Annotated in this window: 27 protein-coding genes; 12 read left to right on the top strand and 15 right to left on the bottom strand. The window is 55.8% G+C overall.

Annotated elements, in window-relative coordinates; genetic code table 11:
- Positions 1-57: 57 nt before the first annotated feature.
- Entirely contained in the window at positions 58-1449 is a 1392-nt protein-coding gene (locus H8S57_RS06615; RefSeq protein ID WP_186907292.1) for a UDP-N-acetylmuramoyl-tripeptide--D-alanyl-D-alanine ligase, read from the bottom strand.
- A 57-nt stretch (positions 1450-1506) separates the two neighbouring features.
- Entirely contained in the window at positions 1507-2559 is a 1053-nt protein-coding gene (locus H8S57_RS06610; protein WP_186907291.1) for a D-alanine--D-alanine ligase family protein, read from the bottom strand.
- A gap of 257 nt (positions 2560-2816) precedes the next feature.
- Here H8S57_RS06610 and H8S57_RS06605 point away from each other — a divergent pair, with 257 nt between their 5' ends.
- The 7 genes from H8S57_RS06605 to H8S57_RS06575 all read left to right on the top strand — a co-directional run bounded on the left by H8S57_RS06605 (position 2817) and on the right by H8S57_RS06575 (position 7473).
- Entirely contained in the window at positions 2817-3029 is a 213-nt protein-coding gene (locus tag H8S57_RS06605; protein ID WP_186907290.1) for a cold-shock protein, read from the top strand.
- A gap of 131 nt (positions 3030-3160) precedes the next feature.
- On the top strand, positions 3161-3421 hold the full coding sequence (locus tag H8S57_RS06600) for a hypothetical protein (protein WP_186907289.1): 261 nt from the start codon (positions 3161-3163) through the stop codon (positions 3419-3421).
- A 165-nt stretch (positions 3422-3586) separates the two neighbouring features.
- Positions 3587-4621: an FAD:protein FMN transferase gene (locus H8S57_RS06595; RefSeq protein WP_186907288.1), complete on the top strand. Its 1035-nt coding sequence runs from the start codon at positions 3587-3589 to the stop codon at positions 4619-4621.
- Positions 4590-5006, top strand: a complete 417-nt coding sequence (locus tag H8S57_RS06590) for a NusG domain II-containing protein (RefSeq protein ID WP_207723722.1) — start codon at positions 4590-4592, stop codon at positions 5004-5006. The genes H8S57_RS06595 and H8S57_RS06590 overlap by 32 nt, the downstream gene beginning before the upstream one ends.
- Positions 5007-5049: 43 nt before the next feature.
- On the top strand, positions 5050-5565 hold the full coding sequence (locus H8S57_RS06585) for a Gx transporter family protein (RefSeq protein WP_186907287.1): 516 nt from the start codon (positions 5050-5052) through the stop codon (positions 5563-5565).
- Positions 5566-5664: 99 nt separating this feature from the next.
- Positions 5665-6951 (top strand): polysaccharide deacetylase family protein, encoded by a 1287-nt coding sequence (locus H8S57_RS06580; protein WP_186907286.1) that lies wholly within the window; start codon positions 5665-5667, stop codon positions 6949-6951.
- Positions 6952-7095: 144 nt separating this feature from the next.
- Positions 7096-7473 (top strand): SdpI family protein, encoded by a 378-nt coding sequence (locus tag H8S57_RS06575; RefSeq protein WP_186907285.1) that lies wholly within the window; start codon positions 7096-7098, stop codon positions 7471-7473.
- A gap of 252 nt (positions 7474-7725) precedes the next feature.
- Here H8S57_RS06575 and H8S57_RS06570 read toward each other — a convergent pair whose 3' ends face one another.
- Together H8S57_RS06570 and H8S57_RS06565 are read right to left on the bottom strand one after the other, a co-directional pair.
- On the bottom strand, positions 7726-8154 hold the full coding sequence (locus H8S57_RS06570; RefSeq protein ID WP_186907284.1) for a DUF6442 family protein: 429 nt from the start codon (positions 8152-8154) through the stop codon (positions 7726-7728).
- Positions 8151-8354 carry a helix-turn-helix transcriptional regulator gene (locus H8S57_RS06565; RefSeq protein ID WP_186907283.1) on the bottom strand — a complete coding sequence of 68 codons (204 nt, stop codon included), beginning with the start codon at positions 8352-8354 and terminating at the stop codon, positions 8151-8153. The genes H8S57_RS06570 and H8S57_RS06565 overlap by 4 nt, the downstream gene beginning before the upstream one ends.
- Before the next feature lie 201 nt (positions 8355-8555).
- Between H8S57_RS06565 and H8S57_RS06560 the strand changes: the two genes are divergently transcribed.
- Positions 8556-9773 carry an MFS transporter gene (locus H8S57_RS06560; RefSeq protein ID WP_186907282.1) on the top strand — a complete coding sequence of 406 codons (1218 nt, stop codon included), beginning with the start codon at positions 8556-8558 and terminating at the stop codon, positions 9771-9773.
- A 71-nt stretch (positions 9774-9844) separates the two neighbouring features.
- Positions 9845-10252, top strand: coding sequence for a cytidine deaminase (locus H8S57_RS06555; RefSeq protein WP_186907281.1), 408 nt, complete (start codon positions 9845-9847; stop codon positions 10250-10252).
- A 27-nt stretch (positions 10253-10279) separates the two neighbouring features.
- Here the strand turns inward: H8S57_RS06555 and H8S57_RS06550 are convergent, their stop codons facing one another.
- A complete protein-coding gene (locus tag H8S57_RS06550) occupies positions 10280-10819 on the bottom strand; it encodes a methylated-DNA--[protein]-cysteine S-methyltransferase (protein ID WP_186907280.1) in 540 nt (179 codons plus the stop codon).
- A gap of 347 nt (positions 10820-11166) precedes the next feature.
- On the opposite strand from H8S57_RS06550, the gene H8S57_RS06545 reads away from it, so the two are divergent.
- Positions 11167-11412 (top strand): DUF6061 family protein, encoded by a 246-nt coding sequence (locus tag H8S57_RS06545; RefSeq protein ID WP_186907279.1) that lies wholly within the window; start codon positions 11167-11169, stop codon positions 11410-11412.
- 170 nt (positions 11413-11582) lie between these two features.
- Here the strand turns inward: H8S57_RS06545 and H8S57_RS06540 are convergent, their stop codons facing one another.
- The 9 genes from H8S57_RS06540 to H8S57_RS06500 form a co-directional block, all read right to left on the bottom strand.
- Complete coding sequence (locus H8S57_RS06540) at positions 11583-11885, bottom strand: DUF3784 domain-containing protein (RefSeq protein ID WP_186907278.1); 303 nt, start codon at positions 11883-11885, stop codon at positions 11583-11585.
- A gap of 11 nt (positions 11886-11896) precedes the next feature.
- Positions 11897-12103 carry a helix-turn-helix transcriptional regulator gene (locus H8S57_RS06535; RefSeq protein ID WP_118601842.1) on the bottom strand — a complete coding sequence of 69 codons (207 nt, stop codon included), beginning with the start codon at positions 12101-12103 and terminating at the stop codon, positions 11897-11899.
- Positions 12100-12429, bottom strand: a complete 330-nt coding sequence (locus H8S57_RS06530) for a DUF6442 family protein (RefSeq protein ID WP_186907277.1) — start codon at positions 12427-12429, stop codon at positions 12100-12102. The genes H8S57_RS06535 and H8S57_RS06530 overlap by 4 nt, the downstream gene beginning before the upstream one ends.
- A 214-nt stretch (positions 12430-12643) precedes the next feature.
- Positions 12644-13903: a hypothetical protein gene (locus H8S57_RS06525; protein ID WP_186907276.1), complete on the bottom strand. Its 1260-nt coding sequence runs from the start codon at positions 13901-13903 to the stop codon at positions 12644-12646.
- Positions 13904-13995: 92 nt separating this feature from the next.
- Positions 13996-14313: a hypothetical protein gene (locus tag H8S57_RS06520; RefSeq protein WP_186907334.1), complete on the bottom strand. Its 318-nt coding sequence runs from the start codon at positions 14311-14313 to the stop codon at positions 13996-13998.
- Positions 14314-14485: 172 nt separating this feature from the next.
- On the bottom strand, positions 14486-15748 hold the full coding sequence (locus tag H8S57_RS06515) for a plasmid recombination protein (RefSeq protein ID WP_186907275.1): 1263 nt from the start codon (positions 15746-15748) through the stop codon (positions 14486-14488).
- Positions 15749-16142: 394 nt separating this feature from the next.
- A complete protein-coding gene (locus H8S57_RS06510) occupies positions 16143-16397 on the bottom strand; it encodes a complexin-2 (RefSeq protein WP_186907274.1) in 255 nt (84 codons plus the stop codon).
- A 100-nt stretch (positions 16398-16497) separates the two neighbouring features.
- The gene (locus H8S57_RS06505; RefSeq protein WP_186907273.1) at positions 16498-17670 is read right to left on the bottom strand and encodes an AAA family ATPase; all 1173 of its coding nucleotides are present in this window, start codon (positions 17668-17670) and stop codon (positions 16498-16500) included.
- Positions 17657-17863, bottom strand: coding sequence for a hypothetical protein (locus H8S57_RS06500; RefSeq protein ID WP_009260790.1), 207 nt, complete (start codon positions 17861-17863; stop codon positions 17657-17659). The genes H8S57_RS06505 and H8S57_RS06500 overlap by 14 nt, the downstream gene beginning before the upstream one ends.
- Before the next feature lie 203 nt (positions 17864-18066).
- Between H8S57_RS06500 and H8S57_RS06495 the strand changes: the two genes are divergently transcribed.
- Together H8S57_RS06495 and H8S57_RS06490 are read left to right on the top strand one after the other, a co-directional pair.
- Positions 18067-18672 (top strand): helix-turn-helix domain-containing protein, encoded by a 606-nt coding sequence (locus H8S57_RS06495; protein ID WP_186907272.1) that lies wholly within the window; start codon positions 18067-18069, stop codon positions 18670-18672.
- 42 nt (positions 18673-18714) lie between these two features.
- Positions 18715-19788, top strand: coding sequence for a site-specific integrase (locus H8S57_RS06490; protein ID WP_178839900.1), 1074 nt, complete (start codon positions 18715-18717; stop codon positions 19786-19788).
- Between the two features lie 115 nt (positions 19789-19903).
- Here the strand turns inward: H8S57_RS06490 and guaA are convergent, their stop codons facing one another.
- Positions 19904-21445: a glutamine-hydrolyzing GMP synthase gene (gene guaA, locus H8S57_RS06485; RefSeq protein WP_186907271.1), complete on the bottom strand. Its 1542-nt coding sequence runs from the start codon at positions 21443-21445 to the stop codon at positions 19904-19906.
- Between the last annotated feature and the right edge of the window lie 7 nt (positions 21446-21452).

Raw genomic sequence — 21452 nt, 5'->3', positions numbered from 1 at the left:
ACGAGCCGGCGTCCTGCGGGATTTCCGCGCAGGACGCCGGCTTGTTCCCGCCGCGTTTCATACCGGTCCGGTGATACCCAGCAGGTATTCCACCAGCTCCTCCATGGCCATCCCCCGGGATGCTTTGACCAGGATCGTGGCATTGGGCCGTACCATGCCGTCCAGAACGGGCTTGGCCGCTTCCTTTGTCCTGCAGTAGTAGCACTCGGGAACCGGCGCGGCCTGGGCCGCGTCGTAGATATGCTTTGCCAGTTCCCCCACCGCCACCAGGCAGTCGATGCCCGCCTTGCCCAAATACTCCCCCACACCCGCGTGGAGGGCGGGAGCCAGAGGGCCCAGTTCAAACATATCGCCCAGCACAGCCACCTTATAGTCTGCGTTGGTGCCGGAGAGAACCTCCACCGCCGCCCGCATGGACTGGGGATTGGCATTGTAGGCATCGTTGAGGATGGTAATCCCGTCGGCACGATGAAGAATATTCATGCGCATTTTCGTGGGCGCAAAGTGGAGCACGCCGGAGGCGATCTCCCGGGCGCTCAGCCCAAAGTGCTCCCCTACGGCGGCGGCCATCAGGGTCGGGTAGATCATGTGCTCTCCCAGCGCAGGGATCTCCACATTAAAATCGCTGTGAGGGGTTTTGACTTCACACTTCAAATGACTGCGGCCATCGCTCTCCAGATGAAGGGCACGGTAGTCCAGCGCCTCCCCGGCGCCCACCAGCATGCAGGGATAAGGCAGCTGCTCCGGCAGGGTGCGCAGCAGCGGATCGTCCCCGTTGAGCACCACGAAGGCGTCGGAGCGGGCATGGCGGAAGATCTCGCTTTTCGCCTCCAGGATCTTTTCCCGCGAGCCGAAATGCTCGATGTGGGAGTCTCCGATGTTGGTCATCAGCACCACATCCGGTTCCACGATGGCGGAAAGATAATCGATCTCCCCGGCGTGGTTCATGCCCAGCTCCAGCACGGCGATCTGATGCTCCCGGTTCAGCCGCAGCAGTGTCATGGGCACGCCGATTTCATTGTTGAGGTTGCCCTCGGTCTTGAGGACCTTGTACTTCTCTCCCAACACGGCGGCTACCATATCCTTGGTCGTGGTCTTCCCCACCGAGCCGGTCAGGGCCACCACCGGGATGGAGAACTTCTTTTTATAATACTTTGCCAGATCCCGCAGGGCCTTCTGTGTGGATTCCACCTTGATATAAAACTTTCCGGGCAGGTAACTCTCCCGCTCCCGCTGGGTGAAACAGCCTGCCGCGCCGCCCTCCAGAGCGGCATTGATATACGCGTGGCCGTCAAAGCGCTCCCCCATCAGGGGCACAAACAGGCTCCCCGCGTGGATGGTACGGCTGTCGGTCTCCACGCGGGATACCTCCCGGTTCAAATCCCCGAACTCTCCCAGCATACGGCCGTCCACGGCCTGCAGGATCTCCCGTATGGTCATCGGCTCCATGAAATTCTCCTCACGTCCCAATTTTCGTTCCGTACCCGCCGGCGCCGCCCGCGGCCGTCACCTTCCGGCGCGGCGGGCCTTCAGCGAGGCGTGCACGATGCGCTCACACAGCGCGCTGTAGCCGATCCCAACCGCGGCCGCCTCCTGAGGCAGCAGGCTGGTGGGGGTCATGCCGGGCAGGGTATTGATCTCCAAAAACCAGATCTCGCCCGCGCCGTCCAGGATAAAATCGGCCCGGGAGTACACGGAAAGCCCCAGTGTCTCATACACCCGTACCGCCGCCGAACGCAGTTTTGCCTCTGTCTCCGGGGAGATGTCCGCCGGGCAGACCTCCTCCGCCGCACCGGGCTGATACTTGTTCTCATAGTCGTAAAAGCCCTGCTTCGGGATGATCTCAATGGCGGGCAGCGCTTCATCCTCCAGAATGCCCACCTGAAGCTCCCGCCCCTTTACATATTCCTCCAGCACGGTACGCCCACCCAGGGCCAGCGCGTCGGTGAGCGCGCGGCGCAGCTCCTCCGGCGTATGGACAATGGAGACGCCGATGGAAGAACCGCTGGCCACCGGCTTGACCACCAGGGGCAGCCGGGCCGAGGCCACCAGGCCGTCGATGTCCTCCGCCCGGACGTCCACCACCTTCCAGCCGGGGGTATTCACCACGTCGGCGACCAGGCGCTTGGTCAGGTCCTTATCCATGGCGATGGCGCTGCCCAGATACCCGGCCCCCGTATAGGGGATGCCCAGCAGATCGAACGCGGCCTGCACGCGGCCGTCCTCCCCGCAGGCGCCGTGAAGGGCGAGAAAGACCACGTCCGCCAGCCGGCACAGCTCCAGCACGTTGGGTCCGAACAGGCTGGGACTCTTGTCACGGCGCGCGGCCTTCACCTGCTCCAGGTCGGGCGCCTGACGGCTGATGCGCTTGGCCGCCGCAGACACATCGGCGTCGAACAGCTCCTCCAGCGCGCCCGCATCGTCCTCCAGTCCAAAATACAGATCCACCAGGGCGGCCCGGTGCCCCTGTCCCCGCAGGGCCTCGGTCACCATCGTCCCCGTGGAAAGAGATACGTTTCGTTCCGGGGAAAGTCCCCCCGCCAACACGACGATCTTCATAACACACCTCGAAACAGAGAGATAATAGAATGATACGCACTAGTGGTATATTATAGCACAATATCATCCTATACTCAACTCTTTTCCGAATTGACCCTTGACAGAAAGCAGCCGAGATGCTATAGTGAGAAAGTAGTCAAAATGCACGGCCTGAACTCACATGTTTGTAGTCATCGTCGGCTCGTTCGACGGTATTACAGGGATGTGGGTTTTTTGTTTTGACATTTGGCTCCAATCTTTTTTCAGGAGGTACCAATATGTATCAGGGTACTGTCAAGTGGTTCAACGAGACCAAGGGCTTCGGCTTCATTTCCAATGACGAGGGCGGCGACGACGTGTTCGTTCACTTCTCCGCCATCCAGTGCGACGGCTTCAAGACCCTCCAGGAGGGCCAGAAGGTCGTTTACGATGTGGAGCCCGATCCCAAGAACAGCAGCAAGATGCGCGCTGTCAACGTCCGCGTTGCCTGATTGGGTCAGCCTTGAAGCGCCCCCCGCCCTTGATGGGCGGGGGGCGCTTTTGTACCCCGCGCGCCTTCCCGGCATATACTGTCGGTGTGGGGACTGTCCGGTTCCCGCAAATCGAATGGGGGTTGCTTTGCATGTGTTGTTGGAACGGTTGTAACAGCGTCTCCTCCTTCCGCGGCTGCCGCTGCGGATGCAGATCCGACTGCGACTGCCGCTGCTGTGAGCGTGAGTGCAGGAACAACGGCGTAACCGCCCTGTCCGCCTTCTCCGAGCTGTCCCGCCTCTCAGAGGACAGCGGCGCGTCTACCGCCGGATGGCCTGTTTATGTCTCTTATCCCGCGTTCCTGTGGGACAGCGACGATGAGACCGACTGCGGCTGCACTCGCTGCAGCTGACCGATCTGCCGCCCCAACCGGGGCGGCTACTTAGACGACACTGCCCCCAGGGCCCGCCGGTTCCGGCGGGCCCCTGTTTGTTTTTCTCTTTCCTGCCGGGAGAAACTATGTTAGAATAGGCTGAATGAATTTCCCTTGTTCCCGAGGGTAAAACAGGAGTATGCCATGAAACGCCTTTTTCCGCTTTTCCTCGCCCTGTCCCTGTCCCTGTCCGCCTGCGGCGCTCCCACCGTTGGGGATGTGGGCGCCTCGGAACAGTTTTTTGCCATGGATACCATCATGACGGTCAATGTGCTGGACGAGAACGGCGAAGCCGCCGTCCAGGCCGCCCGGGCCGAGATCGACCGGCTGGAGCAGATGCTCTCCCGCACCCGGGAGGACAGCGTGATCGCCCTGCTCAACACCCATGCCGGAGACGGGAGCGCCTTAGCCGTGGAGCCGGAGCTGGGAGCGCTGCTGCGCTTTGCCCAGTCCGTCTCCCAAGACCTGCCCGGATGCTTTGACATTACCATCGCCCCCGTCATGGACGCCTGGGGCTTCACCCGGGAAGAGCGGCATGTGCCCGATCCGGACACGCTGGCGGACACGCTGGCCCTGGTGGACTGGCGCGCCTTGACGGTAGCGGAGGACGATGCCTCCGCCCGGCTGGAGGAGCCCGGAATGGCGGTAGACCTCGGCGCCGTGGCCAAAGGCTTTGCCGCCCAGCGCGCCGCCGATGCCATCCGGGCGGCCGGAGGCACCTCCGCCCTGCTGGATCTGGGGGGCAATATCACCGTTTTGGGTTCCAAGCCGGACGGAGCGGACTGGAGGGTGGCGGTAAAAGATCCGCAGGACACCGAGCGTCAGTTGGGCGTGGTCTCTCTGCGGGACAAAACGCTTTCCACCTCCGGCGGGTATGAGCGGTATTTTGAGGCAAACGGCATAACCTATCACCACATCCTTGATCCAGAGACCGGCTATCCCGCCGACAGCGGGCTTTTGTCCGTCACCGTGGTCTCCTCCGACCCGCTGCTGGCCGACGCGCTGTCCACCGCCCTCTTCGTGGCAGGCAGGCAGGCCGCCTTGGATTACTGGCGCAGCCGGGACGATTTCGAGCTGATCCTATGCGGAAGCGACGGCGTCGTCACCGTCACGGAGGGACTCACCTTTGCATTTCGGGGGGAGGAGCATGGATACACCTGTGAAACGGCCCGCCGCTGAACGCCGCCGCCCCACGATTGGGGACGGCGTGCTGGCGCTGCTGGTGATCCTGTGTGCCGCTGCGCTTTTTTTCGGTCTTCGGCCGGCTTCCGGAAACCTTTTGACGGCCCGGATCGTCTTAGATGGTGTACTGGTGGCCGAGTACGACTTGAATGCCCTGACCTCCCCTGTGGAGCTGGCGGTGGACGGCGGGGCTTATCCCATGGTCATTCAGGCTGAGCCCGGGCGCATCCGCGTGCTGGAAAGCGGCTGCCCCAGCCAGGACTGCGTCCATACCGGCTGGGCCGACCGGGCGGGGGATCAGATCATCTGTCTGCCCAACCGGCTGGTCATTTCCCTGTCCGGCGCAGAGGCCCAGACTGATTTCGACGCGGTGACGGGATGACCGCCCCGGCGCTCCAACCGATTCAAAAAGGAGGTGCTGCTGCTTGTCCGGCTCCATCCGGCGGCTGACCCGCTGCGCGGTGCTCACCGCTCTGGCACTGGCTCTCTCCGTGGCGGAGGGGCTGGTTCCCCTGACCATCCTGTTCCCGCTGCCCGGCCTGCGGCTGGGCCTGGCCAACCTGGTGACGGTATACGCCCTGTGCCGCCTGAGCGGGCGCGAGGCCCTGCTGATCCTGGTCTCCCGATGCCTGCTGGGGGCCTTGCTGGGCGGCAATCTCATGTCCTTAGCGTTCTCCCTGACCGGCGGACTGCTGGCGCTGGGGACGATGTTCCTGCTGCTGCATATGCGGGGCCTGTCCCTGTTCGGCGTGTCCGTCGCCGGCGCCGCCGCTCATAACACCGGGCAGATCCTGGCCGCCATGGCGGTGCTGGGTACCCGTGCGCCTTTGGTCTACCTGCCGCCGCTGCTGCTGTGCTCCCTGATCACCGGCACAGTCACAGGCGGGGCCTGTATTCTGCTGGTCCATCGAGTACCGCAGCCGCTTGAAAGAAAATCTTAATTTTTTTGTTACCCTTTTGAGAGGCCTTCTGCCTTTTCCTGTCGTACCATAGAGTATATCCGAATCAAGAAAAACAACTCGCGGGAGGAACCGATACCAATGAAAACGACACTCAAGCACCTCGCCGCGCTGGGTCTGGCGCTGGCACTGGCACTTCCTTTGACCGCCTGCGGCGGAGATGGCGAACGCAAGCCCGCCGACAGTCAAAGCCCGGTGGCGGTAGCCACCCCCGCCCCTACCGCAACGCCCAAGCCCGCCGATCCTTACGATGCAGTACGTACCTACTGGAGCGAGGATCAGCTCACGCAGGCCTGGGGGCCGGAGCAGCCGGTGGAGCATCTGTTCTTCCATCCGATCATCGCGTATCCCCAGTGGGCATTCCACGATTGCAGCGCCACCCAATCCGAAAAAGAGGGCCTGGACGACTGGATGGTCACGGTGGATGAGTTCAACAAGATCATTCAAAGCGTCTACGACAAGGGTTTCATTCTGGTCGCAATGGAGGACGTCTGGAGCGAGGTCACCGGCGAGGACGGCGTGGCCCGGATGCAGCGCAATACGCTTATGCTCCCCGAGGGGAAAAAGCCCCTTGTCATCTCCTTCGATGATGTGAACTACTACGAATATATGCTGGAGCAGGGCTTTACCTCCAAGCTGGTGCTGGGGGACGACGGTCAGATTTGGGCGGAGTGCACCGATCCCTATACCAAGCAGACCTTCCTGACGCAGGACCTGGACGCCACGACCCTTCTGGATCAATTCGTGCTGGCGCATCCGGATTTCTCACTGAACGGCGCCAAGGCCATCTTTTCTCTGACGGGATATCAGGGAATCCTGGGCTACCGCACGCAGAACGATATCGACATCGCCGCGGACGACCCGGCCCGGCCCGCCTTCGACGCAAACCGTGCCGCGGAGATCGAAGCGGTCAAGCCCATCCTGCAGCGCCTGAAGGAGACCGGCTGGACCTTCGGCTCCCATACCTGGGGACACATCAACCTGTCCTCCTGGTCCCTGGAAAAGATCCAGCGGGACACCGTCCGCTGGCAGGAGGAGGTGGGCACTCTGGTGGGACCCACCAATATCCTCTTTTATCCCCACGGCGCCCGGCCCGACGGAGACGATTGGCACACCACCGGTCCTGTGTTCCAGTACCTCCAGAATCAGGGCTTCCGGGTCTTCGCCAGCGTGGGCGTCAATTCCTTCTCCTATGTCAAAAAGGATATCTCCGCCGTCATCTGCGACCGGATGCATCCGGACGGAACCACGCTGCGGGGCGGCAACACCGGCAAGGATGTGGAGCGCTATATGCCCTTCTACGACTGCCGCGAGATCATTGACCTGGAGGTACGTCCCAATCTGGGCGTACGTTGGCCTGAGACATGAAGCACTGGGCCCGGCTTTCGGCCGGGCCCAGTGATCCCTTTACCTTATTTTTGCTTTTCGGGTACCATTCGTCAAAAGAACCAGGGGCAGCCTCAAAAAATGAGACTGCTCCTTACAAATCCTGATTTGTAAAGGGTCGGAACGATGGGATTTTGGATATTCATGCTGGTAATGACGTTACTAATTCCTCTGACAATGATCGCGTTCGGGACGATTTTTATAAAGAAGCCGCCAAAAAACATAAATGCCTTTTATGGGTACAGAACATCGATGTCTATGAAAAATATGGACACTTGGATGTTTGCCCATCAACATGCAGGACGTATTTGGCTTTTGACAGGGATAGTGACAACCATACCTTCCGTTATCGTAATGGCACTTGTATTCCACAAGGAGATTGATACGATCGGATGGACCGGAGGCATTATCGTACTATTGCAATGTGCTGTGATGTGTCTTCCTCTTGTTTTTACAGAAAGGGCGTTAAAACAGAATTTCGACGAATATGGGATGAAACGATAAATCGGAATTTATTACACTGCTATGCTTATGGGCATTTTAGCATGCAAGCAAATATTTTTCAATGTATAGTCAAATTGCCGGAGATTTTAAGCATGCACAAATAGCGTAAAAGGGACGCCCACTGGGCTATCCGTAAAACACGGTGGGTTTAAGGAAAATTTTAATATCCCAAAAATCGTTTGAACAATACTATTTCCGCTGTTTCCATTCAAAAAATACAAAGACAGGCATAAAACCTACCTCTGTATTTTTTTACATTTCTCTATCGTATTTGCAACGATAATAAATTCCATAGCCGTGGACAAACAAGTACGAAAACACCAAAAGCAATACAGCAACCAGTTCAATCCCCATCAGTGCGAAGGAGACCATCAGCGCACCAAATACGAATGTCATAGCATCATAAGCTTTTGCCTTCGCACGATTAGAAATTGCAATATTTCGTTCATCTTTTTTCTCAATTTCCAGCACCCTCTGTGTTTCTGGGTGTTTTTTTAAGGTTCTACTTGTAACAATACTACCCATGCCAGACCCAAAAACGCCAGAACCAATTCCTACGAATACATAAGGCAGGTTCATCAGGAAGTTGTTGGAATTGTCTATATTTTTCATAAGGAAAAAACCAACTGCCAATAAAGCAATGCCACTTCCAGTGATGAGCCAATGTTTTGTATTTTTCATTTTGCATCCTCCTCATAAATAAAGATTTCTTCAATACTCATTCCAAAAAAATTTGCGATTTTGAAAGCCAGAAGAATGGAGGGATTATAGCGCCCGTTTTCAAGAGAACCTATCGTTTGACGGGATACTTCAAGTACTGAGGCTAATTCCTCTTGTTTAATGCCTCGGTTCTTCCTTAATTCTTCCAGTCTATTTTTCATTTTCCCAACCTCCCTTCTTGAACGGAAAGCTTCCTTTCCATGTCTGAACCATATCATATAAATTACATAATGTCAAGTGTCCTTTCCATTCGTGTTCCATACAAAATTATGAATAGCCTCCCACTGCTTTCGCTTGACAGCCGGGCGCTGGTGTGGTAAAATTTTATTCCTTTACCGCGGCTGGGAAAGGAATGTGAGTGTATGATACCACACTGGAAGCAAAAATTTGTCACCCTCTGGGTCGGGCAGGCCCTCTCGATCCTCACCAGCATGGTCTCTCAATACGCCCTGATCTGGTACCTTACCGATCAGACCGGCTCCTCCGCCGTCTTGTCGGCGGCCACCATCGCCGCTCTGCTGCCCCAGGGCATTCTATCCCTGTTTACCGGGGCCTTTGCCGACCGGTTTGACCGGCGCTTCCTTATGGCCGCTGCAGACGGCGCCATCGGCCTGCTGTCCCTGGCACTGGCGCTGGCGGCCGCCGCCGTGCCCCTGACCCCCGGCCCCATTATTCTGGTGCTGGCCCTGCGCAGCGTAGGCGGCGCGTTTCACGCGCCCTGCATTCAGGCGGTAACGCCTCTGATCGCACCGCCGGACGCATTGACCCGCTGCGCCGGTTGGAGCCATGGCATCCAGACGGTCTCTATGCTGCTCTCCCCTGCTCTGGCCGCCGCGCTGTATGCCGCTCTGCCGCTCCATTGGATCATTCTGACGGATACGCTGGGAGCACTTTTTGCCATCGGCGGACTGCTTTTCGCACGCCTGCCTGTACTGCGTGTGGGACAGCCGGAGCAGCGCCTGCGTATCTGGCGGGACACGAAAGAGGGGTTTGCAGTACTGCGTTCGCACCGCTGGCTGTGGGAGCTCTGCCTGATTTGCGCGCTTTTTTCCGTAGCCTTCATGCCGGTGTCCGCCCTGTTCCCCCTTATGAGCATGCAGTACTTCGGCGGAGATACCGCCTCCGCCGCGGTCGTGGAGACCGCTTTCTCCATTGGAATGCTGGCAGGCTCCGTGATCCTGGGGCTCTGGGGCGGTTTTCGGGATAAGATGGCGACTATGCTCAGCTCCATCTTCGCCCTGGGCGTCGTTCTGGTGGCCACCGGCCTGCTGCCTCCCACCGCCTTCTGGACCTTTGCCGTCCTCTCCCTGTTCATGGGGCTGACCTGCCCCTTCTTCAATTCGGTCTTTATGGCTCTGATCCAAGAAAAGGTCGCGCCGGAATTTCTGGGGCGGGTGCTCGGCCTGTCCGGGGCCATCATGACGCTGGCATCCCCCGTTGGACTGGTCGCCACCGCTCTGCTGGCCGACCGCACCGGCATCACCGTTTGGTTTCTGCTGTCTGGCGTCGTCACCCTTTTCTGCGGCGTGCTGGGTCTGGCTCTGCCCGCCGTACGCAACTGTGATAAGTTGAAGTCCTGAGAAAAACATGCTAAAATGGCCTCGCATGGATATCCCATGCGAGGCCGTTTTAGGAGCAAGGAGGTTTTTCGATGACAGACCAGGAATTGGTGGAGCTTGCCTTTACAATGCTGAAGCATGCCTATGTGCCCTACTCGGGCTTTCCAGTGGGGGCCGCGCTGGAGTGTGCCGGCGGGGACGTTTATACCGGATGCAATGTGGAGAACGCCGCCTACGGCTCTACCATCTGCGCCGAGCGTACCGCACTGGTAAAAGCGGTCAGCGAAGGGCACCGGGATGATTTTATCCGTCTTGCCGTGGTAGGCGCCGCCGCTGATTACTGCTGGCCCTGCGGAGCCTGCCGTCAGATGCTCAGCGAATTTGCACCCGCGCTCCGGCTGCTGGTCGCCCGGGGCGATCATACGTTCGTCTCCTGCTCCTTGTCCGAGCTCTTGCCCCACAGCTTCGGGCCAAAATCACTGGACAAGGCGCCGCGATGACTCCAGGCGCAGTCCCGCCGGGGGCCGCTATCGCGCGGCTTCTCCGGCGGGAGCCGACAGTCTGGAAAGGTCGGCGCCCTCCCATTCCAGCAGCCTGCGTTTTTTGTCGACGCCGCCGGCATAACCGGTCAAGCTCCCATTCGTTCCGACCACCCGGTGACAAGGGATGATGATGGAAATCGGGTTATGTCCCACCGCACCGCCGACTGCCTGCGCGGACATGGTCTTGCGCTGCATGCGCTCCGCCATCTGCTTTGCGATGGCCGCGTAGGTGGTCACCTGGCCATAGGGGATCTCGCACAGGATGCGCCAAACGCCCTGACGAAAGGGACTGCCGGCCGGCGCAAGGGCGAGTTCTGCAATTGCAGGCCGGTCTCCTGCAAAATACCGATCCAGCCATTCCTTTGCACTGCGCAGGATGGGAAGATCCTCCCGCTGCTCCCGCTGCTCCGGCAAACCGGCTCCAAAATACTTTTGTCCCTCCAGCCACAGCCCTATCAGGCCGTCTTCCCTGCCCGCCAGCAGAAGCGGCCCCACTGGAGACCAATAGCGCGCCGTATAATACATGAATATCCCCTCCCCTGTTCAGACGCCTTATCCATCTGCAAACTATTCTTCGGCTCCATCCGGCATTCTCCGGCTACGCTTACTCCCACTCAAGTCTTGAGCTTTGATTTAGGGTTATAAAATGCACTCTCGATACGCTTTTCGTCCAAATAATCCACGTATTTCGGGCTGTACATAGGTTCCTTACGAATTTTGTAGCCGTTTTGTAGCCAGCTATTTTATACGTACTAACCGTTCGCAACGACTTATTTTGAATGATTTGCGGCAGGTTTCGATATGATTCCCGCCAATAATCACCCGGAATTGACCGTCTGATTCACCTCAAAAAACATCTTGGAGGTATGACCATGAGCAAACTTATATCCTGTCAATTCAACATAGACACAGCCTGCGTAGAATTGGTTTTTGATGATGGAAGCCAGCTTTCCATTGACTGCACCGCCGTTGAAAACGAAGTTGCCGATAACCGCTTCCAGCGGTCAGAGCTGGATTATCTGATTTACAATGATCCACTTGCGTATGCCGATCTGGTTTTGAATGGCGATCCCGAAGCCTACCTGAACGCCGTGACAGATTACGACCCCCCTCGATAGCTGACGGGAAGAATATAGCGCAACGGGTTGCGTCTGTCAATGGTCAAGATGAACGCTTCGCGCCATTGACTGCCGCCGCCCGTTTCGCTGTTTGGCAAACAAGGCGGGCAAGCACAGACTGTGCCTGCCCGTCAGATTCAAGTTTGTTGAATTACTTTGCAAGATTACTCTTAAAAGATTCCCTTATTGTACTTGAACTGTGCATACAAGATAAATCCCAAGCCGATGACGAGCGCCGGAATAACAATGAAAGACATTGCCTTTTCACTCCAGAAAGCTGTGACAAATGCCGCTATCAAAGATGCACCGATGATAAGTGTACCTGTACCGACGGCTCTCCCATACTTCGGTACATCTTCTTCCTTGACCCTTCTTCGGTTGTAGGAATGTATTGTGCTAATATTTCCCATTATGTTCACGATCCCAAGGAAAGAGATGAACACACCTAAAATCAACAGAGCGATATTATCCATTCGCTTCCTCCTTAAAAGTAAAACAGTTCTTCAAATTTCTTGTCCAGAGCAATGCAAAGGATCAATGCCAGCTTTGCGGTCGGATTGAATTGCCCCGTTTCAATGGAACTGATTGTGTTTCTCGATACACCAATCATTTCCGCCAGTTGTGTTTGGGATAGCTTTTTCTCTGCGCGTGCTTCCTTGAGGTTGTTTTTCAATTTCAGCTCGTCATTCATTCCTTGACCTCCACAAGCCGCAGGATAAAAAAGGCAAAAAACGTGAGGCACATCGCCAAATAGAGAATAGCGAGGATCAAGTCGGTTTTTCTCTTTAGCCTTGCATACTTTACAAGAGTGTGGGTGGTAAGGATGCTAAAATAAACAACCCACGGACTCAGAAAGTATGTTTTTGTAAAGATACGAAAGATAAGCGTGAGAACAACGCAGACCGCAGCACCGACACGACCGGCAATATTTCCTGCCTGCGCGGTTACTTCCATCTCCGCCAAATCCCTGTTTTTGTTCTCTCTGCGGCTGCTTTCCAAAATATTCTCTTTATTCATTGAACAGAATCGCCCCTTTCCAAGTTTTCTTGTCATTATTATATCGTTGCCAAGTAAACTTGTCAAGCGCAATTATCTTACCGTCCGGCGTCTTTTCCATGAACGCCGCACTTTTTCGCTGCCTCGCTTGCCGCCCTGCGGCGTTCTGCGCTGTATGGGGAAGGCAATGAAAAAGCGCAACCGATTTTCGTCGATTGCGCTTTGGTGTTTTTGATTATCGACCGTTCGAGACTGTACCGCACTGTGTGCACGGTAAAAACTCGGTTAAAATCACAGAGCCGTCTTTGCCGCTCATATTGATGGAATAGCTTATGGTTTCGCCGCTGTCATCGACGTAGGATACCCCGTAATACGGCAGCAGACCATAGAATGTCATATTCAGCAGCAGCGGACGATCCGGTGACAGCTCGTCCAGAGCGTACAGCTCTTCTGTGAAAAACGATAGGCTGCTGCTCATAGAAGCCTCGATTCCCAGCACCTTGAAGTCCTTTACGGCATACTCGCAGGAAAGCAGCACCCTGGCCAGCGGCTCTGCCGTACTGACGGAAACCTCGTGGTAATCGGAAAGGCCGACCAACACATCCTCCGCCCAATGCGCCTGAACCGCCGGTTCAAACGCCTGCCGGATACGCTGCAAAGCGTGCTCTTTTCCCGCCTCTTCGGTTTCTCCGTTATACAAATCCCACGGCAGGAAACGGTAGGGCGGGAAGTCTCCGGATTCACCTTTTGTCACAAAATAGGTGTACTGCTCATAGGCGCAGAGCCTGCCGTCCGCATCGAGATACATTCCGCCCGCCCACGGAATATCATCGGGAGAAGCCGTCAGAAACGCGGGTTCCCAGCAATAGACCGTGTAGCTGCCGCTTTCATCCGTAAGGACTTCTTTTTGATAAAACTGCACAACCTCATAGCCGGTGAGGATATCCGTTCGGGAGGGAGAGGCGCACTGCGCGGCCAATCGCTGCGCCCGCTGGTCAAGAATGGCCTGATGGTATTCATAAGCGTCTTTGTCTACCTGTACTTCGGTGCGGTAACCGTTGCGGATCAGCCAGTAGAGCGTTTCGTCCTCAAAGCTCATGCGATGGCTGTCTCCTTTTCCGTTGAAATAAATGCCGTTTATATGGTTTTCATCCAATCCGGCAAAGAAAACGAAGTGTTCGTCAGACGAGTTATATGCGTCAGGCCCCCCGGAGAGGTATATCTCCATCGTATAATGGTCCAAGCCTTGACCGGGCTGCTCGCTATGGTGTTCCGCTGCGGCATTGAGGACGGAGGCCATGTCTTCGGCGCTTACATGCTCACGAGAAAAGAATGATGAGATATATTTGATTTCCTCTGCTTTTACCGTTGCCATCCGCTCGACGATCCCCGCTTTTGCAGAGTCCCCGTCGGCTGGCTCGTTTGGCTTTGCGCCGCAGCCCGCTATCAGCAGGCAGAGCGCAAACGTCAGCACAATAATTGGCAGTCGTTTCATAAAAGGCTTCCTCCTTTCGGGCATATCATCATCTTTTGCTTTGCGCGGATAAACCTATCCAATATGATTATACCATGCAAGGCACGAACTTTTCAATTCCTGTCTCCATACAAATGTGCAACTTTTCTATGAACGCCGCACTTTTTCGCCGCCGCGCTTGCCGCCTTGCGGCGTTCCTCGCTATATGGGGCGGTCAGCCGAAAGGAGAAGCGCCCCTTGCGGATTTCAAACTCCATGCAGCCCGTTTCCGGATCTGCGTCGGTCTGCCGGCACTCGCCGGGGTGTGCTGCGGCATAGGCGGTCAACCTGTTCTTGAGGTCGGTGTTGTGGGTGCGGATATGGATAAGGGGGTCTTTCTCGTCAAACCAAATATCAGTGGTCTTTTCCTGCTTCGTAAGCCCTGTTCTCATAAACTCTCCTTTCTGCCCTCTGTCGCACAGGAGTGGCATTTTTCGGCTGTTTTCTCCGGCTCTTGGCTTGGGGAAAACGGCGATTTTCAAACAGGAGCGCGCCGGACGATGACTGTCCTGTCTGACGCGCTCCCATTCGATAAAATGCGTTTTTTCCGGCTCTACACAGGAATCAGCGAGCTTCGTCCCTCGTGACCGCTTTTTCTCTGTGCGGATGGAAGAATCGCCACAGATTATTGCGCTGAATCACATCCTCATAGCTGCGGACTTTCACGCGCAGCTCCGTATTTTCACGCTCCAATTCTGCTGCACGGAGCTTGCCGCGAATAGACTTATAATCGGAAATCTCCTGCTTCAAACCGTCAATCTCAGCCTTGAGTTTTGCAATCAGTTTGTTTGCCGCATCCAACGCCTTTTGCAGTTTGGATTCCTTTTTCTCTGCTGTAACGTACTTCTTTGCCAGAGTGGAAAGTCGGTCAAAGTCCTCACGCTCCACGGCAACTTTGGGTGAGAAGGGAATGGACGTTGCCACGATTTTTTCGATAGACCGCACATCGACCCGCTGATTCTGGATTTTTCCAATTTTGCTCCCAAGCGTTGCTGCCTGTTTTTCCTGTTGACGGTTCTGCTCTGTGAATTCTGCCAGCCGCGCCTGCTCCTGCTGCACTTTGAACTGCGTTACGGTCAGGTGTTCCTCCGAGCTGCCGCGTTCGCCGCGCTCCACATCGTCATACCCTGCCTTTCGCATGGCGGCGAAGAAATCATCTTGCAGAACAGAATAGGATTTTCGGAGCACAGTTTTTCCGTTTGCGTTCAGCAGCGGTTTCCCATGCTCGTCCAGCGCGGGCTTGGAATCCCACTTTTTACTCATACTGACCTGCTGTATCGTTTCCTTGACCGTCCCCACCAGCGATTTATCCTTGCAGCGCTTCGACCACAGAATTTGTTTTTCCACGACGGGGAGGTAGACCACATGAAGGTGGTAGTGGTACACGTCCTGCCCCAGTGCATCGGACATGGCGCGGTTGCGCTCGTCGGCGTGCATGACCGCAGAGAGAATGTACTGCTCTCCGCCTACGATTTCTATTGCGGATTTGTATGCGTCGGTGTAGAATTGTTTTGCGAAGTCATAGCCGCCGTGATTATGAAAATAGGCGGTGTTTACGTCAAAGACCAGCTCGCCGTAGAGAAAGGCGTCCTCTTTCAGTCCGCGGGTGGAGATGATCCCATCCTCTTTCATCTGCTCAAACATCTCCGCATATCCAGCGGTCGGTTTCTTGAAATGAATATTGAGCCGCGTTCTTTCCGGGACAATATCCTGATTGACATAGGATCCCTTTTCCCGTTCGTTGTGTTGCTGCGCGTTGCCGATTCTGGCAGCGGTCAGCCTCATATTTCTTGCGTTGGTACGATGGATACCGTCGCCTCTTGCCATGGGCATTTACCTCCTGATTTCAGATTGCACAGGATGGGGTAGCTTCCGAGGGAGCACTTCTGCGGAAGTGTAATAACCCACTATGATACTTTCATCCTGCGGCTGCAAAGTATCGTGGGCTCTCCGAGGGGGAACGGGGAATGCGGCTTCTGCGGAAGCCTCTGCCGTGGCTTGCAAGTAGTACCCACTTTGCAAAATCCACGGCGTGACCGCCAGCCTTTCAGCAATCGAATTTGCTTCAACGTTGCCGCCCACAGGCAGAGAGAATTTTGAAAATCCTCTCCGCCATCCATCTCAAAATCTGCGGGTTTTTCGATGGGGACGGGGATGCGAGGGGCTGTGTCAGCCAATGCTTTGCCTTGTCCTCCAGCAACAGGAGCGTGGCACGCTCCTGTCACAGCTCCCATGGAGGAGTAGTCCAGCGATAGCTTCGCGGCACTCCACGCCGGTCAAGATACTCCTGCCGCGCCTGCTCCCGTTCTTCTTCGTTGGGAGCGGTTTTGTACCGGGAATAGAGCTGCCGGTTCAGCATGGCGTCGAGCTTTTGCTCCAAGCCCTGCCGGATTTCTTCTTCAAAATCATCCTCGCCCCGCAGATGGTACATGGCGAGGTCGATGAACAGATCATAGGGGATTTGTACGCTTTTCATTTTCCTATTCTTTCCTATCCGCGACGGTCGCAACGATTGCGACGGTTGCTTTGATGGCATCATTTCCACCGTCGCGACCGTCGCAGCCGTCGCGCTGTCCTCATTCGATTACTTCGTACTCAACATTGTCGATTACCATATAGGTGAGTTTCACCTGCCGCCCGGAGTGTTTTGCTCTGTTCTCGTACTTCACATGGTACTCGTCCAGCAGCCTGCCGGATTTAACGTTCAGGTATTTGGTGAGAGCGTTTGCTGCCATGCCTGTGTTGACCGTCTCCGCAAGCTCGGTCGGACTGCCTGTCCATTCTCTGCTTTCGGAGGAAACAAGCTGGGAAACCGTATCCAATACCGGGTCGGGCGGCTCCTGATACGGCTCGTTCTCTGTCCGTTCAAGGCTCCATATCTGCGTGTCGGCATCTTTTTTCAGATATAGAATCTGATCCTGTTGATCTCGCCCCACGGCATCGACCATGGCCTCCAATGCTGTCCGTTTCTTCTTCTGCATCAGGAGTGCTCCGTCTGCACAACCGAGAAGTCCCGTCGTGCCGGAGATCGTTTCAAAGCTGTCTCCGGCTGGCTGTTTTCTTGTGTGATGGACGGTAACGATGCAAATGCTGTGCCTGTCTGCAAAACGCTTGAGTTTGCCGATGATCTCATAGTCGCTGGCGTAGCTGTAAGCCTCGCCGCCAGCTTCTCTGATCTTCTGCATGGTGTCAATGATAACCAGCTTCGTATCGGGGTGTTCCTTTATGAAATTCTCAAGCTGCTCGTCAAGACCGTTTCCGATTTTGTTTGCTGCCGTTGCAAAATGCAGGCTGGCGGTATCCGCCACGCCGTACATCATAAACATCCGGCTCTGGATTCTCTGGAAATCATCCTCCAGTGCAAGGTACAGAACCGTACCCTGATGGACTTCGTAGCCCCACAGCCTTTGCCCTGTGCTGACATGGTAGGCAAGCTGCGCTACCAGAAATGATTTTCCGATTTTGGGCGCTCCTGCGAGGATATATGCCCCGGAGTAGAGCAGACCATCTATGACGGGCGGTCTGCTCTTGTAGGCGGTCTGATACAGCTCTGTCATGGAAACCGTATGAAGATAATGCGGGTCGTTCATGCGCCGGATTTTCTCGCGCATTTCCTCAATATTTTCCTCTGGGGGATTGCTTTCGCAGGTTTCATGTGGTATGCTCTGGTTAGTTGAATTGTGAGGCGGCTGCCCTCCATCTGCTCCAACAGATGGGATGAGGGCGGTCGTTTTCTCATTTTCCGTCATTGCGCTCACCTCCGGGAATCTGGAAGCCGTAGAACTTCTGCTTGAAATACTGGGCGGGGCATTTTCCGGCTACGGTCAGATAGCCTTGGGATTTCAGTTCCCTGTTCATTTCCCGGACGATCTGATACGCCTTGCTGCGGCTGATTCCCATGATCTCTGCCACCTCTGACGCTGTGATAAACTGTGCTCTCATAGTACCTCCTGTTTTAATGTGATCTGCCTCGGCCTGCGTATCTTTTGTTCGCCCTCCTTTCTCCATCCTCTCCGAAACACGCACCCTGAGTACATATTTTATTATACGCACACAAGATGCATCTGTCAAGCCTTTAGAAAATAAAAATATGTACTTGCAATTCGCTTTATTCTGTGATATGATATGGACGAGGTGAATCAGACATGGACAATTTCGATTATCCCGCCATTGGGCAGAGAATCAAGCAGCTCCGAAAACGCAAAGGGCTGAACCAGACCGAGCTGGCACAAATGCTGAAAAAATCTCTCCGCACCGTACAGAAGTACGAAACCGGAGAGATTGAAGTGTCGATTGCCGTTGTCAATCAGATCGCAGACCTGCTGGACACGACCTCAACCTATATTCTTGGGTATGAATCCAGCACGACACAGATCAGGACGCTTGCCGACGTGATGGACTTCCTCTTTAAGCTGGAAACGGTAGAGGGCATCGACTTCAAGATCAATGTGCAGAAGCCGCCCCGCAGCAAACAATGGGAGTGCTCGATTTCCTTTGATGGAAAGAGCACGGCGGAGTTCAACGCGGATATGTGTCTGTTTCTTGAACAGTGGGAGGACGAGCGCAGTGAGCTTCGCGCCTATAACTCCACGCAGGCAGCATATAAGCGCTGGAAGGAGCAGACGCTTGCATACTATGCTGCGAACGCAGTCAAATGCACAGAACCAGAAGAACTTGACCGTGACGAACTGATTGCAAGACGGACGGAGCTTTTGGAAAAGGAATATGGTAACAACGAGAGTAATGAGTAAATAACCCTATCAAAGCCTGATTCTTGAGGGAAGGAGGTAAAAATGTCAGTAACAAAAGACGGCGATACCGGTCGCTGGATGTCGCAGATCCGGGTAACGGACTGGACAGGAAAGACAATCCACAAAAAGAAGCGGGGCTTCGCCACCAAAAAGGAAGCCCTGCAATGGGAACGTGACTTCATCAGCCAATCTACGGGCAGCCTCGGCATGACCTTCGGTGACTTCATCTCTCTGTATGTCAAGGATATGGAGCACCGCCTCAAGCCCTCAACCGTTGCCAGCAAGAAATGGCTGATCGACCTGAAGGTAACGCCTTTCTTCAAGAAAATCCCGCTGAACGAGATCAAGCCCACTCACGTGCGCCAATGGCAGAACTCCCTGACCAGCTACCGGGATGAAAACGGCAAGCCTTACGCCCAGACCTATCTCAAGTGCATCAACAACCAGCTCACGGCGATTTTCAACTACGCAGTCAAATACTATGGGCTGAAAGAGAATCCCTGCCACAAGGCGGGGAGCATGGGCAAGAAGAAAGCCGATGAAATGCTGTTCTGGACAAAGGACGAGTTCCAGACATTTATCGAGAGCATGAAAGACCGTCCCGCCAGCTACACGGTATTCATGACCATGTACTACACGGGGATTCGGGAGGGAGAGCTGCTGGCACTCACACCGTCGGACATCGACTTCGAGAAGAAGACCCTGACGGTGAACAAGAGCTATCAGCGCCTCGGCAAAGAGGATATTATCACCACTCCGAAAACACCGAAAAGCATCCGTACTATCCCTATTCCCGACGGCCTTTGCAACTGTTTGCAGGAGTATATGTCCCATTGCTACGGGCTGCAAAAGGACGACAGGCTCTTTCCCTACACCAAGAGCTTTCTATACCACGAAATGGAGTATGGCTGCAAGGCTTCGGGCGTGAAGCGGATACGGGTGCATGACATTCGACACAGCCACGCCAGCCTGCTGGTGGAGATGGGCTTCTCTCCGCTGCTGATCGCGGAGCGGCTCGGACATGAAAAGGTACAGACAACGATGGACACGTACAGTCACCTGTACCCCAACAAGCAGGTGGAGGTAGCCAGACAGCTTGACGGCATTATGCCGTGAGCCTCTGGCTACAAAAATCGCTGCAAATGTAGCCAATTTGTAGCCACTAAAAAAGAAAAATCCTGAAAAACGCTGTATTACCAACGCTTTTCAGGATTCGGAAAACACTAAATATTTATTCCCACTCGATGGTGGCGGGGGGCTTGGAGGTGATGTCGTAGACGATGCGGTTGATGCCCTTTACCTCGTTTACGATGCGGGTAGAGACCTTATCCAGCACATCATAGGGAATCCGCGCCCAATCCGCGGTCATGAAGTCCGAGGTCGTGACGCCCCGCAGGGCCAGGGTATAGTCGTAGGTCCGCCCGTCGCCCATGACGCCCACGCTGCGGGTATTGGTCAGCACGGCGAAGTACTGATTGACGTTCTTCTCCTCACCCGCGGCGGCGATCTCCTCCCGGAAGATGGCGTCCGCGTCCCGGAGGGTGTCCAGTTTCTCTTTGGTCAGGTCGCCGATGACCCGGATGGCAAGGCCGGGGCCCGGGAACGGCTGCCGCATGACCAGATATTCCGGCAGCCCCAGCTCCCGGCCCAGCTGGCGCACCTCGTCCTTGAACAGCAGGCGCAGCGGCTCGATGATCTCCTTGAAATCCACATAGTCCGGCAGACCGCCCACGTTATGGTGGGATTTGATCACGGCGGCGTCCCCCGCCCCCGACTCGATCACGTCGGGATAGATGGTGCCCTGGGCCAGGTAGTCCACGGCGCCGATTTTTTTTGCCTCTTCCTCAAAGACACGGATGAACTCCTCGCCGATGATCTTGCGCTTGTGTTCCGGCTCGGACACGCCTGCCAGCTTGATCAGAAAGCGGGTCTCCGCGTCCACCCGGACGAAATTCAGGTCCCATTTGGCAAAGGCGGCCTCCACCTCGTCCCCCTCGTTTTTGCGCATGAGGCCATGATCCACAAACACGCAGGTGAGCTGCCGGCCGATGGCCTCCGCCAACAGGGCCGCGCATACGGAGGAATCCACGCCGCCGGACAGCGCCAACAGTACCTTTCCCGAACCGACCTTTTCCCGAATGGCGGCCACCGAGGTCTTGAGGTAATCCCCCATGCTCCAGTCACCCGTGGCTCCGCAGACCTCATAGAGGAAATTGCGGATCATATCCAGGCCGTGCTCGGTATGGTTCACCTCCGGGTGGTACTGAACCCCATAGAACCCCCGCCTCTCGTCGGCGATGGCCACGTTGGGGCAGGCATCGGTATGGGCCACCAGAGCAAAGCCCTCGGGCACCTTTGCCATATAGTCCCCGTGGCTCATCCAGGAGACGCCGCAGTTGGGCAGGTCCCGGAAGAGACGGCAGTCCGGATCGTAGTAGGTCACGGTTTTTCCGTACTCCCGGGCGGAATCGGCCTGGGCGGCGGTGACCTGCCCGCCCAGGGTTTGGGCCATGAGCTGGCAGCCGTAGCAGATACCCAGCACGGGCACGCCCAGCGCAAAAATAGCCGGATCCACATGGGGCGCTTTTTCGTCGTAGACACTGTTGGGGCCGCCGGTAAAGATAAATCCGATGGGGTTTTGTGCCTTGAGCGCGTCCAGCGGCGTGGTATAGGGCTTGACCTCACAGTACACCCCGCACTCACGCACCCGGCGGGCGATCAATTGATTGTATTGACCGCCGAAATCCAGAACGATGATCAACTGGTGTTTCATCTTTTTT

The organism is Lawsonibacter hominis (genome assembly GCF_014287895.1).
GTDB classification, from domain to species: domain Bacteria; phylum Bacillota; class Clostridia; order Oscillospirales; family Oscillospiraceae; genus Lawsonibacter_A; species Lawsonibacter_A hominis.
This window is presented reverse-complemented; position numbering and strand designations above follow the sequence as displayed.